Genomic DNA, 13,625 nt, shown 5'->3' on the forward strand with positions numbered 1-13,625 from the left:
TGCCTCGGCACCGAAACAAAAAAAGGCCGCGAGTCTTCTCGCAAGCCTTTTCTCCCCAAATCAGTCCAGTTCCACATCTTTCGTTTCCGGCACCATGGCAAGCATGACCAACAGGCCGATCGGATATACGAGGAAGACCAGTGACATGGCACCCATAATGTTGCCGCCGACTGTCAGCATCCCGATGATGGCGGGGCCGAATCCGGCCAACCCGCGCCCCGTCCCGAAAATGAAGTTTTCCGCAGTCGAGCGGGCTTCCGCCGGATAGTTTTCCGCCAGCACCGCTCCGAATCCGCCCATCATTCCGTTGACAAAAAAGCCGAGCATCGCGCTGCCCCAAAGCAGTACGTTTTGATCCGTGAAGACAAAAAAGTACAGAATGCAGGCGATCGTTCCGCCGATGTAGTAGATCGCAAACGTCTTTTTCCGGCCGATTCGGTCAGCCAGGATCCCGAAGAGCATGATCCCGATCAGCATGCCGACGGTAGAAATGAGCATCCATCCGCTCGCTTTGGCCAGACTGTATCCGTACTTTTCCGAAAGCACGGTCGGCATCCAGGAAAAAATGCCGTAGTAGCCGAAGTTTTGAATGAAGGACATGATCGTGAGGCCGATTGTGGCGATTGTCAGCTTTTTGGTCGCGAACAGCTTTGCCAAAGGGAAACCGATCATCTGCTTCAACGCTTGCCGTTCATCCTGCGTCAGCGTCCCTTGTTTTTCTTTCTGCAGCAGATGCTTTTTGTACTCGTTTTTGCTCTTCCAAATCTCCGGTTCCTTCAAGCCAAAACGCACGTACGCTGCCAGTAGCGCCGGCAGCAACCCGAACAGGAATACGGTACGCCAGCCCATGGTTGGCACGACCAAAGCGGCCAGAACCGAAGCGCCGAGAACCCCCAACTGCCAGCCGAGCGCCACGCCGGACGTCGCTTTTGCCCGCTTGTTTTTCGACCAGGTCTCCGTCACGACGGCCATCCCGATCCCGAACTCTCCACCTACACCCAGGCCGACGATGAAACGCAAAATGGCCAGATGAGAATAGTCGGAAGCAAAGTAGATCAAGGCAGTCCCCACAGAGTAGAGCAAGATGGTGAGGGTAAACACTTTGATGCGCCCGTACATGTCGGCCAAGAAGCCGAACAGATACGATCCGATCAGGGTACCGATGGTGGTGACCAGCGTCAGGTTGCCCGCCTCTGCGGGAGATAGCCCGAACTCCTTGATGATAAACACGAGGACGAACGACAGGAGCAGCATGTCCAGTCCATCGGCCGCATAGCCCAGAATGGAGCCAACCAGGGTCTTGATCTGCGTCGCTTTGCTTTCCTCCACTTTTCCATGTGGTGTCACTGTTTGTTGCACGTAAGGATTCCCCCTTCCAAATTTACAGGAAAATTTGAATGATTTCACAATGAAGAATTATGGGAATGTTGGGTGAATCCCTTTGTCCAACAAGACCATTATGATCTGCATGATTTGTTCCTTTCGACAAGGTTGGCGTCAGAAAGCCTCTCATGAGAGATCCGTTTTGACAAAAGAAACGAAAGTTACGTAAGGTTTTCTTACACAAGAAACAGGAGGAGAGAACATGGCTCACATGTCCTCTTCTCCTATCCATCTGTTCAGCCGTTCTTATGCAAAGAACGTTCGCGGAGATTTGCGCCATTCGCCCAAGATTTTCTCTTGCTCCGCCGTGATCACGCCGCGTTCGGCAGCGGATTCGAGCAGAGCGGTATATTGGGAGAGCGTGGTGCAAGGGATGCCCGCATCCGCAAACAGTGCGTCCGCTTCGGGGAACTGGTAGCTGAAAATGGCAACCACGCCCAGCACTTTGCCGCCTTCCGCCTGAACAGCCTGCGCGGCTTTCAGCGAGCTGCCACCGGTGGAGATCAAGTCTTCGACGACTACCACTTTCTGCCCGGCCGTCAGCTGGCCTTCGATCTGGTTTTGGCGGCCGTGCCCCTTTGCCTTGTCGCGGACGTAGATCATCGGCAGATCAAGCAATTCCGCTACCCACGCCGCATGCGGTATCCCTGCCGTCGCAGTGCCCGCTACGACCTCGACATCCGGGAATTGTGCACGGATGGTATCGGCAAATGAACGGGCGATCTGGCGCCGCACCTGCGGATGGGACATGGTGATCCGGTTGTCGCAGTAAATCGGCGACTTGATTCCGGACGTCCAGGTGAATGGCTGATCGGGACGCAGGTGAACGGCTCCAATCTCCAGCAGGTTTGCCGCAATTTCTTTGGCAGTTGTCATCGTCATCATTTCTTTTCCCTCCAGGTTCGATTATTGCCGACGATCGGCTTCCACAGCAGCCACGATGCTCTCCCAGGTCGCAGCCGGATCTTTCGCGCCTGTAATCGCACGACCGATCACAAGGTAGTCGCTGCCCAGCCGGAACGCTTGCTCAGGTGTCGTGATGCGGGTTTGGTCCCCTTTATCCGAACCGATCGGTCGAATCCCCGGTGTCACGGTCAAAAACGATTCTCCGGCCGCTTTCTTGATCATCGGTACTTCCAGCGGGGAAGCCACGACGCCATCCAGTCCAGCCTGCTTCGTCATTTTGGCGTAATGGACGACTACATCTTCCACATCTCCCGGAATGGCGAGCTGCTCGTTCATGGTCTGTGCACTGGTCGAGGTGAGCATGGTGACCCCGATCAGGATCGGGCGGGGTGTGCCTGCAGCCGTCCCCTGCTCCAATCCTTCGCGAGCCGCTTCCATCATCGCCACTCCGCCTGCTGCGTGGACGTTGACCATATCCGCTCCGAGTCGGGCTAGACTCTTCATGGCACCTCTGGCCGTATTCGGAATGTCGTGCACTTTCAGGTCGAGGAACACTTTCAGCCCTCTCTCTTTCAGGTAGTGGACGATCGCAGGCCCTTCCGCGTAGGAAAGCTCCATCCCGACTTTCACATAGCGAATGCGTCCTTCCAGCGGCGCCAGGCACTGCTTGATCTCTTCCAGCGTGGAAAAGTCGAGCGCGATGATCATCCGTTCTCTTGCATCAATAGCTGTTTGCACACGTCTCTCCTCTTTTCTATCCCGATCTCGCTTTTTTGTTTGGGGGTGCGTTATACCGTCACGGCTACTTTCGCTCCGGAGCGCTGCGCCGGCATCGCCTCAGTCGAGAAGGTAATCGTCTCCAGCACGTGCAGCAGGGCTGTTGCCGTATCCAGCGAAGTCAAGCAAACCGCACCGTTTTCCACAGCTTCGCGGCGGATGCGGAAGCCGTCGCGCTGCGGCGTTTTGCCCTTGGTCAGGGTGTTGAGCACGATGTTGGCCTCGCCTTTGTGGATCATATCCAGGAGGTTCGGCGTGCCTTCCGACAGCTTGTTTACGCGAGTCACCGGCAAGCCGGCCTGCTCCAGGTAATCCGCGGTGCCGGAAGTCGCGAGCAGCTTGAAGCCCAGGTGGCGGAAGCGTTTGACGATGCCCAGCGCTTCCTCCTTGTCTTTGTCCGCTACGGTCACGAGCAGCGCACCTTTGGTCGGAATGTTCATGCCCGCTGCCACCAGACCTTTGTACAAGGCCTTCGCCAGTGTGCTCTCGCGCCCCATGACCTCGCCTGTCGACTTCATTTCCGGTCCGAGCGTGATATCCACACGACGCAGCTTGGCGAAGGAGAACACCGGCACTTTCACGGACACCATTTCCTCTTCCGGGTGGTAGCCGGGCGTGAAGCCCTGGTCGATGATCGAGTGGCCGAGAATCGCCTTGGTCGCGATGTTCGCCATCGGAATGCCCGTTACCTTCGAGAGGAACGGCACGGTCCGGGACGAGCGCGGGTTGACTTCGATCACGTACGGACGGTCTTTGTAGATGACGAACTGGATGTTGAGCAGTCCTTTGATTTGCAGGGCACGCGCCAGCTTCGTCGTCATCTCCACCAGCTCATCCTTGATGGCCGCAGAGAGAGATTGCGGCGGGTATACTGCAATCGAGTCGCCGGAGTGGACCCCTGCGCGTTCGATGTGCTCCATGATTCCCGGAATCAGGACGTTTTCGCCGTCGCAGATCGCATCGACCTCCGCCTCGACCCCGACCATGTAGCGGTCTACCAGGACCGGGTGATCCGGATTCACTTTCACGGCCTTTTCCATGTATTCCAGCAGTTCATCCTGGTTGTAGACGATTTCCATCGCGCGGCCGCCAAGTACATAGGACGGGCGCACCAAAACCGGGAAGCCCAGGCTTTCCGCCGCTCCCACTGCTTGCTCTACGGAGGTGACCGTTTTGCCTGGAGGCTGGGCGATGTTCAGACCGCGCAGCAGCGCTTCGAACTTCTCGCGGTTTTCTGCCGCATCGATGTTTTCCAGGCTCGTTCCGAGGATCTTGATCCCGCGAGCCGCCAATTTGTCTGCCAGATTGATCGCGGTCTGTCCGCCGAACTGGACGATGACGCCTTCCGGTTTTTCCGCATCCAGGATGTTCATCACGTCTTCGATGTACAGCGGTTCGAAGTACAGGCGGTCCGAGGTGTTGAAGTCCGTCGACACCGTCTCCGGGTTGTTGTTGATGATGATCGCTTCATAGCCTGCTTCTTTCAGCGCCCAGACAGCGTGCACGGTCGCATAGTCGAACTCGATGCCCTGACCGATGCGGATCGGGCCGGAGCCCAGTACGACAACCCGCTTTTTGCCTGTCTCCATGCGCTCGTCTTCGGTTTCGTAGCTGGAGTAGTAGTACGGCGTCTGCGCCTCGAACTCGGCGGCGCAGGTGTCTACCATTTTGTAAACCGGTACGAACCCGTGCTTTTTGCGCTCGTCGCGAACAGCCTCTTCCGTCAGGCCGGTCAGCTCGCCGATTTTCCGGTCGGTAAAGCCCATGCGCTTCGCTGCATGCAGCTTTTCGGTTGTGAGGCCCTGTGCCAGCTCCGCTTCAAAGGCAACCATCCGATGAATCTTGTACAGGAAGAACAGGTCGATCTTCGTCAGCTCGTGCAGCTGCTCGATCGTCCAACCGCGGCGCAGCGCTTCCGCCACGAGGAACAGCCGCTCGTCGTCTGCCGCCACCAGGCGGGCCTTCAGCTCATCCGCTTCGATCTCGGATGCTCCTTTGATCTCCAGATGGTACGTGCCGATCTCCAGGGAACGGATCGCTTTCATGATCGACTCTTCAAATGTACGGCCGATCGCCATGACTTCCCCCGTCGCCTTCATCTGGGTGCCCAGCTTGCGGTTCGCCGACTGGAACTTGTCGAACGGCCAGCGCGGAATTTTGCTTACCACGTAGTCGAGTGTAGGCTCGAAGCACGCGTACGTCTGGCCCGTTACCGGGTTCTTCAGCTCGTCGAGCGTGTAGCCGATGGCAATTTTCGCAGCCATTTTCGCAATCGGATAGCCGGTTGCTTTGGAAGCCAGTGCGGAAGAGCGGCTCACGCGCGGGTTCACTTCAATGACGTAATATTGGAAGCTGTGCGGGTCGAGCGCGTATTGCACGTTGCAGCCGCCCTCGATGCCCAGCGCGCGGATGATGTTCAGCGCGGAGGAACGCAGCATTTGATATTCGCGGTCCGAGAGCGTCTGGCTCGGCGCCACAACGATGGAGTCTCCCGTGTGTACGCCGACCGGATCAATGTTCTCCATGTTGCAGACCACGATACAGTTGTCGTTGGCGTCGCGCATCACTTCGTACTCGATTTCCTTCATGCCCGCAATGCTCTTTTCGATCAGGCACTGGGTGATCGGGGAGTATTTCAATCCGCTCGCAACGATCTCGCGCAGGCTTTCTTCGTCGTCGCAAATCCCGCCGCCGGTGCCCCCGAGAGTGTAGGCAGGGCGGACGATGATCGGGTAGCCGATCTCATTGGCAAAGTCAACGGCTTCTTCGACGGTACTGACGATGACGGATTCCGGAACCGGTTCGCCCAATTCCTTCATCAAGGCGCGGAACAGCTCGCGGTCTTCGGCCTGCTTGATCGAATCCAGCTTGGTACCGAGCAGCTTCACGTTTTCTTGCTCCAGCACGCCTTGCTCTGCCAGGGCTACCGCCATGTTCAGTCCCGTTTGGCCGCCGAGAGTCGGCAGGAGGCCATCCGGCTTTTCCTGACGGATGACCCGGGATACGAATTCAGGCGTAATCGGCTCGATGTACACTTTGTCTGCCATGTTCGTATCCGTCATGATCGTCGCCGGGTTGGAGTTGATCAGGACGACTTCCATGCCCTCTTCCTTTAATGCTTCGCAAGCTTGCGTCCCTGCATAGTCGAACTCGGCAGCTTGCCCGATCACGATCGGACCGGAACCGATTACGAGGATTTTTTTGAGATCAGCGTGTTTTGGCATAGTTTTTCTCCTCCTTGGCGGTTTCGAGCATGGCTAGAAATTGGTCGAACAAGTATCCGGAGTCGTACGGGCCAGGGGCCGCTTCCGGGTGGTATTGCACGGAGAACGCCTGCTTCGCTGCGTTGCGCAGCCCTTCTACCGTTCCGTCGTTCAAGGCGATGTGGGTGATTTCCAGCTCCGTGCCCTGGAGCGATTCTTCCTTCACCGCGTAGCTGTGGTTTTGCGATGTAATATAGGTGCGTCCGGTCGGCAGCTCTTTCACCGGGTGGTTTCCGCCGCGATGGCCGAACTTCATTTTCATGGTGTCTGCGCCCGACGCCAGTGCGAACAGCTGGTGCCCCAGGCAGATTCCGAAAAGTGGGTACTCGCCCAGGATTCCTTTGATCATCTCGATCGCTTCCGGCACGTCCTTTGGATCCCCTGGGCCGTTGGACAAGAGGATGCCGTCCGGTTGAATCCGGCGAATCTCCTCCGCTGTGACGTTGTACGGCAGCACGACGACGTCGCAATTGCGCTTGGTCAGCTCGCGCAAAATCCCGTGCTTCGCGCCGAAATCGACGAGTGCCACTCTGTATCCGGTACCCGGACAGCTGAACACGCTCTTGGTCGATACGCGCGACACTTGATCAGTCATGAGGGACGTAGATTGGAGTGCTGCCACCAGTTCTGCGAGCGGAGCCTCACTTGTGGTGATCATCCCCTTCATCGTGCCGTGGTAGCGGATCTTTCTCGTCAGCATCCGCGTGTCCACGCCGCTGATTCCCGGGATGTCGTACGTCTTCAGCAGTTCATCGAGTGTCTGGGTATTGCGCCAGTTGCTCGGCGCTTCGCAATGCTCGCGCACAACGAAGCCGTGAATGTACGGCCGGACGGCTTCAAAGTCATCCCGGTTGATTCCGTAGTTCCCGATCAGCGGGTAGGTCATGGTCACGATCTGTCCGCAGTAGGACGGGTCGGACAATACCTCCTGATAGCCTGTCAATCCGGTATTGAACACGACCTCGCCGTAGGTCTCCTTCGTCGCACCAAACGCCGTGCCGATAAACTCTGTTCCGTCTTCCAAGATCAGTCTTGCTCGCATCCTCACGTTCCTCCTTCTTTGTTGCGCCCGATACTCTCGTGATTTGATCAGGCCTTGCGTTCCTACGCTTCTTGATGTACGATCCTGCCCTCTACCAAGGTGAGAATGGGCCAGCCTTTGCATGCCCAACCTGCGAATGGCGTGTTGGTTCCTTTGCTGGCAAATGCCGCCGGATCGATTTTCTTCTCCGTTTCCAGATCGATGACGGTCAGGTCAGCCGGAGCGCCCACTTCCAGGCGTCCGTAGGGCAGTCCAAATGCTGCAGCCGGTTTGATGGTCAACAGCTCCACCAGTTCTTTCAAGGTCAGCTCCCCCGTTTGCACGAAGTGCGTGTAGAGCAGCGGGAATGCCGTTTCGGAGCCGACGATTCCGAATGGCGCGCGGTTGATTCCGTTCGCTTTCTCTTCCGCCGTATGCGGCGCGTGGTCGGTCGCGATCATGTCGATCGTGCCGTCTTTCAGACCCGCGATCAGTGCCGCCCGGTCTTCGCGGGAGCGCAGCGGCGGATTCATTTTCCAGTTGGTATCCAGATTTTCTGGAATGTCTTCGTCACACAAAAGCAGGTGGTGCGGCGTTACTTCGCATGTCACGTTGACTCCGGCGCGCTTCCCGTCCCGCACCAGGCGTACGGATTCTTTCGCGCTGATGTGGCAGACGTGATAGTGGACGCCTGTTTGCTCCGCCAGCAAAATGTCGCGGCCGACGTGAATCGATTCGGACTCGGACGGAATGCCCGGCAATCCGTGGCGCTTTGCCACTTCTCCATCGTGCAAGGCGGCGCCCGGGATCAGGAGGTCATCATCCTCGCAGTGCGCGACGATAGAGATGCCCAGTTCTTTCGCCGCTTGCATCGCTTTTTTCATCATGGCGGTCGACTGTACGCCTACGCCGTCATCTGTCAGGGCGAAAATGCCCGCTTCTTTGAGCCCGGCGAAGTCGGTCAGCTCTTTCCCCAGCTGTCTGACGGTTATCGCACCGTACGGAATCACGCGGGCCATGCCTGCTTCACGCGCTTTTTCCAGGATGTATGTCACCGTTTCGACGCTGTCGATAGAAGGACGAGTGTTCGGCATGCAGCAAATGGTTGTGAAGCCGCCGCGCACCGCCGCCTTCGCTCCTGTCTCGATCGTTTCTTTATGTTCGAAGCCCGGCTCGCGCAAATGCACATGGACATCGATGAGTCCGGCGCTGATCAGGCCGTCTTTGCAGTCTACCCACTCATGGCCGTCACGCGGGATGGACTCTCCCATCGCTGTGACGCGTCCGTCTTCCACCAGCACTTCCGCCGGGATCAATTCTCCTGTTTGATTTAGTAGTTTGCCGTTGCCAAGGATGGTTCCCATTGTCCTTCGCTCCCTTTCAGTAGAGTTTCTAGCACTGCCATTCTCGTTGCCACGCCATTGGTCACTTGCTTTTGGATCAAGGAGGTTGCACTTTCGACCAGATCCGTATGGATTTCGACTCCGCGGTTGACTGGTGCCGGGTGCATGATAACCGCGCCTGGCTTCATCGATCTTGCCCGCTCCAGCGTCAAGCCGTGAGCCTGGTGGTACTCTTCCTTGGAAATGTACAGCGACTCGGTGTGACGCTCGAGCTGGACGCGCAGCATCATGACGACATCCGCCGTCTGGACCGCTTCGTCCATCCCGACGACCTTCACCCCGCTTGGAATTTGCGCGGGCTGCGGCATCATGCTCGCCGGCCCGGAGAGGAGCAGCTTCACGCCCAGCTTGGGCAGTGCGTGCAGATGCGAGCCCAGCACCCGGCTGTGGCGCAGGTCGCCGATGATCGACACCGTCAGCCCCTCTAGTCGGCCAAATTGCTGCTTCATGGTCAACAGATCAAGCAGGCACTGGGTTGGGTGCTCATTCGTGCCGTCGCCCGCATTGATGAGGCGCAGGTCCACGCTTGCAGCCAGCTCTTGCAGGAGCCCTTCTTTTTTGGTGCGGATAACGGCTGCCTCCACCCCCATCGCTTCCAGCGTGCGGATCGTGTCGTAGACCGTCTCGCCCTTCACTGCCGAGGAGGTTTCCGGTATGAAGTTTAACACGTGTGCCCCCAGCCGCTTTTGGGCGACTTCAAAGGAGAAGCGCGTCCGGGTGCTGGCCTCGAAAAACAGGTTGGCGACAAAGCGTCCGCGCAGGATGTCCGCCTGCTCTCCCGGGCGATCCGCCCAGTACGCCGCTCTGTCCAGCAGCCGTTCAATCTGCTCTCTGGTCATCTCTTTCAAACCAATCAGGTGACCCGTGTTGTTCATCGTGAATCCCTCCGTTTAATCTGATGTGATGAAAGAAAAAGCTTCTTGCCTTCGCGTGGCCGTCATGGCTGGCGAGACAAGAAGCTGCTAGTAGTTCTCCCTTTTCGGGCAGGGGAAACAGCGTTCTATGCCTTGCCAGCCTCTCGGGACTGGATTTAAAGGAATCAGGAACGTTACGTTTTCGTTTATGCTTGTTCGTTTTGCGCTTCGCCCATCGCGGATTCCTTGCCCGGCAGAATGACGTGCAGGATGATCCCGAGGAAGGTGGCGAACGCAATATTGTCGATGGTCAGATCATTCAGGAAAGGAATGCCTGTGCCTGCGAAGCTGATTTTGTACCCGCCGATGCCCGTCACGAGAATGGCTGCCGCGAGCACCATGTTGCGCTTGTTGGCAAAGTCCACTTTGTTCTCCACGTACATCCGCAGACCTTGGGCCGCGATGATCCCGAACAGGATGATGGAGACGCCGCCCAACACCGGCGTTGGGATGCTCATGAGGAGCGTGCTGATTTTTCCGATGAAGGCGAACAGAATGGCCAGGACGGCAGCCAGACCGATAACCACGCGGCTGAATACCCGGGTGATCGCCAGTACGCCGATGTTTTCGCCGTACGTAGTCGCAGGCGGCCCGCCGATGAAAGCCGCGAGCGAGGTGGCGATCCCGTCGCCGAGCAAGCTGCGGTGCAGCCCGGGATCTTTCATCAGATCGCGGTCCATGACTTTGCTCGTGACCAGCAGGTGCCCCAGATGCTCGGCCAGCGTAACGAACGCGACTGGCGCGATCACCAGTGCCGCTACCCATGCCGAGGGATTTCCCATGACTGCTGTGATTTCGCCAAACTTGAAGTGCGTGGTGAACATCGCTCCAAAACCGACTAGCCACGGCGCTTCCGCTACCTTCTGAAGGTCGATCAAGTCCGGGTGGCGCAGCAGGGTGTAGACATAGCCTGCGATGATGCCGATCAGGATCGGGATCAGACCCAGGAAGCCTCGCAGAAGAACTGCTGCCAGAATGGTGACGATCATGGTCACCAGGGAAATTTCGATCGAGGTCAAGGACAGCTGCGATTGTCCGTCTACCGTTACCTTTGTCGCCATGTCTACGGCCACACCGGCGAGGCTCAGCCCGATGACGACGATGACAGATGCGATGACCACCGGTGGCAGTACTTTATCGATCCATTTGACACCGGCCTGTTTGACGATGGCCGCCACGATGATGTAGACCAGACCGGAGAGAAAGCACCCGAGCAAGGCGGTCCCTACGCCATGGGAGGCGGTCACCGCGATGATCGGTCCGATGAAGGCGAATGAGGAGCCCAGGTAGTTGGGAATCTTCCCTTTTGTAATCCACAGGAACAAGAGGGTACCGATCCCGCTTGTAAACAGTGCTGTGGCTGGATCCAGTCCGGTCAGGATCGGTACGAGCACCGTCGAGCCAAACATGGCGAATAAATGCTGGATGGATAATGGCAACAGCTTTTTCAGTTCGGGTGTTTCGTGAACATCGATGAAAGAATTCCGGCTCATAGCTTTTGCTTCCCCCTGTGTGTATTTCTTCCTTGTCTCTCCCATGGCGACGCAAACAAAAAGCCTCTTTGCGCAGGCACAAAGAGGCTACCTTCTCCATGGACATGGGAAGTTTCTTGCCTCTTGTCGACCTCACGGGATCGCAGTTAAAGAGGTATATTTCGTTTTCGTCAGAGAAGCTGGCGGATGGATACGATATCCATCATGTCCACTTCTGCCAGTTGCACATCTACAATTTCCGTTCGTGCGGTCGGAACGTTTTTTCCGACGAAGTCCGGCCGAATCGGCAGCTCGCGATGTCCGCGATCTACGAGCACTGCCAGCTGGATCATGCGCGGCCGTCCGCTGTCGATGAGAGCGTCCAGTGCAGCCCGCACCGTACGCCCGGTGTAGAGCACGTCATCCACCAGGATGACCGTCTTGCCCGTGATCTGTTCCGGCAGCTGCGAGCCTTGCAGAACCGCATCCTCCGATTTGTGCTGCAAATCGTCCCGATAAAACGTGATGTCCAGCTCGCCGACCGGCACCTTCACGTTCTCGATCAGTTCGATCCGCTCCACCAGGCGCTGTGCGAGGTAAATCCCCCGCGTCTTGATGCCGACGATGATGCAGTCTTCCACACCCTTGTTTCGCTCGATGATTTCGTGAGCGATCCGTGTGAGCGCGCGGCGAATCGCCGCTTCATCCATGATGACACTTTTGTTGATCATCTTCGTACCCCCCTTGACGGGAACTTGTGGACTTGGACTCAAGAAAAAAAGGCTTCTTGTCAGGAGACAAGAAGCCGCTGGACATGGCTGCATGCGCGGCGATATAGCTTGCCCGATCGTGCAGTCGTGTCGATTCCGTGCCCTTGCCAGCCTCACAGGACTGGATTTAAAGGTTCCATTCGTCATGTAGGATTATGTCACGAATCGAGGCGACTGTCAACGAAAAAAGGGATATTTCCTCTGAAAATATTTATCCTACCTGCTCCTTTTGTTTAATCCAAGTAAAATTGCAACCTCATGGCCATGGCAGCAGCCCCTGATTGCCTATGGTTGTGGCTGCGGCTTCCCTTCCCAATAGACACTGATCCACTGCGGCGTGTAGTTGGCATAAAAGCCGATCTCGCCTGTCACGTGGCGCAGCACTTCGCTCTCTTTCCCTTGCGCTGACAGGAATAGAGAGCCACGCTCCGGGGTGTCCAAGCGCACAAAGAGAACCTCATCGCCCGCTGGCGATGGGTGCGGGAAATAGTCCGCCGTGCTTTCGCTGCCTTGGGTGACTGGTTTGGCTGCGGCATCGCCCGCCTGCTGCCAGATGCGCTGGCCGGGAACCATGACTTTTTTCGGATCGTAATGGTATTCCGTCCCCTTTCCACGGGTGAAAAACAGGGAGTAAGGAGCAGACCGTGTCCATGCTGGCGCACCGTCCACCATGTCCGGCTGGCTGATCGAAATGACCTTGCCGCTTGGATCGGCCAGCTTCAGGTGCTTTCCAGAGGTGGCCATCCGGTCCGTTCCCTCGATAAACGCCAGCTTCTTGCCGTCCGGCGACCATGTGAGCCAATCCGGGTTGATGAGTCCGGTCCCCAATTCAGTCGACTTCTTTTTCGGATGGCTGAGGTCAAAGAGCTGGATTGGGACTCCATCAGCAGACAAGGAGCCGGAGTTATACTGCACGTAGTAACCGACGTGCGCCCCGTCAGGCGAAACCGCCATCGCCCGCGGTGCCCAGGCGTAGATCCCTTCATCCACGTTTGGCGGCGCCGCGATCGGGTACGACGCCGCTTGCTTGCCCGAAAGGTCGCGCAGGCTCAGTGCCATGGCCCGGTTTCTCTCGGCTGCAGTCGATACCAGCAGCTGTTTTCCGTCAGGCATCCAGGAAAAATCCACGAAGTCTGGCGCTGTGCTGAGCACCTCTTTTGCCTGGCTGTCCTGCAGCTCCTTTACCAGGAAGAGCTGCTTGGGATTATCAACGCTGCCCGTGTTCACGAAGTAGGCGACCTGCCGGGCAACCGGGGACCATTTTGGCTGGTCCATGACGGGGCGATCATCCACTTGGAACGCTCCCGTGCCGTTCTCCCTTACCGCCCAAAGGTAGCCAGGTGTAGCGTACGTATCCTCTCCGCTGTGCTTCACATACAACAGCCATTTCCCGTCCGCTGACCAGCCGACGATCTCGGATACACCGTCCGTTGTCAGTTGCTTGGGCAAAGCGCCGCTATCCCGTCCGTCCAGCAGCCAGAGATGGCCTTGATTGGTAAAGGCGATCTTCGCCGGGACTGCCTCCTTTCCCACCCGCAGCGGTTGCTGTGTCCTTTGCTGCTCCTGCGCCTGCACTTGACCGGCACTAGCTGCGAGCGCAGCGGCAATCGTCACTGCCCACATCCACCCGCTCCATTTTTTCCTCATGGGAACCTCTCCTTTCTCCGAATGAAAAAACGCCAGAGACGATGGCATACCTATCTTCCCTAGCGTTTT

At 57.4% G+C, this 13,625-nt stretch carries 10 protein-coding genes; all 10 read right to left on the reverse strand.

The genetic code is table 11. The features are described 5' to 3' along the window. Window positions 1-60: 60 nt before the first annotated feature. Window positions 61-1,359: an MFS transporter gene (locus tag RGB73_RS18755; protein ID WP_310764281.1), complete on the reverse strand. Its 1,299-nt coding sequence runs from the start codon at window positions 1,357-1,359 to the stop codon at window positions 61-63. A gap of 270 nt (window positions 1,360-1,629) precedes the next feature. Next, the gene (gene pyrE / locus RGB73_RS18760) at window positions 1,630-2,268 is read right to left on the reverse strand and encodes an orotate phosphoribosyltransferase (RefSeq protein WP_310764282.1); all 639 of its coding nucleotides are present in this window, start codon (window positions 2,266-2,268) and stop codon (window positions 1,630-1,632) included. A 21-nt stretch (window positions 2,269-2,289) separates the two neighbouring features. Continuing rightward, the gene (gene pyrF, locus RGB73_RS18765; protein ID WP_310774428.1) at window positions 2,290-2,997 is read right to left on the reverse strand and encodes an orotidine-5'-phosphate decarboxylase; all 708 of its coding nucleotides are present in this window, start codon (window positions 2,995-2,997) and stop codon (window positions 2,290-2,292) included. A gap of 80 nt (window positions 2,998-3,077) precedes the next feature. Continuing rightward, window positions 3,078-6,290 carry a carbamoyl-phosphate synthase large subunit gene (gene carB / locus RGB73_RS18770; RefSeq protein WP_310764283.1) on the reverse strand — a complete coding sequence of 1,071 codons (3,213 nt, stop codon included), beginning with the start codon at window positions 6,288-6,290 and terminating at the stop codon, window positions 3,078-3,080. Further along, window positions 6,274-7,371 (reverse strand): carbamoyl phosphate synthase small subunit, encoded by a 1,098-nt coding sequence (locus RGB73_RS18775; RefSeq protein WP_310764284.1) that lies wholly within the window; start codon window positions 7,369-7,371, stop codon window positions 6,274-6,276. Before RGB73_RS18775 ends, carB begins: the two co-directional genes overlap by 17 nt. Window positions 7,372-7,433: 62 nt before the next feature. Continuing rightward, entirely contained in the window at window positions 7,434-8,714 is a 1,281-nt protein-coding gene (locus RGB73_RS18780) for a dihydroorotase (protein WP_310764285.1), read from the reverse strand. Next, window positions 8,681-9,628 (reverse strand): aspartate carbamoyltransferase catalytic subunit, encoded by a 948-nt coding sequence (locus tag RGB73_RS18785; protein ID WP_310764286.1) that lies wholly within the window; start codon window positions 9,626-9,628, stop codon window positions 8,681-8,683. The genes RGB73_RS18780 and RGB73_RS18785 overlap by 34 nt, the downstream gene beginning before the upstream one ends. A gap of 185 nt (window positions 9,629-9,813) precedes the next feature. Beyond that, on the reverse strand, window positions 9,814-11,160 hold the full coding sequence (locus RGB73_RS18790) for a solute carrier family 23 protein (protein WP_310764287.1): 1,347 nt from the start codon (window positions 11,158-11,160) through the stop codon (window positions 9,814-9,816). 170 nt (window positions 11,161-11,330) lie between these two features. Further along, a complete protein-coding gene (pyrR, locus tag RGB73_RS18795) occupies window positions 11,331-11,870 on the reverse strand; it encodes a bifunctional pyr operon transcriptional regulator/uracil phosphoribosyltransferase PyrR (protein WP_310764288.1) in 540 nt (179 codons plus the stop codon). Between the two features lie 324 nt (window positions 11,871-12,194). After that, a complete protein-coding gene (locus RGB73_RS18800) occupies window positions 12,195-13,556 on the reverse strand; it encodes a TolB family protein (RefSeq protein ID WP_310764289.1) in 1,362 nt (453 codons plus the stop codon). Between the last annotated feature and the right edge of the window lie 69 nt (window positions 13,557-13,625).

The organism is Brevibacillus brevis (assembly GCF_031583145.1).
GTDB lineage: Bacteria > Bacillota > Bacilli > Brevibacillales > Brevibacillaceae > Brevibacillus > Brevibacillus brevis_E.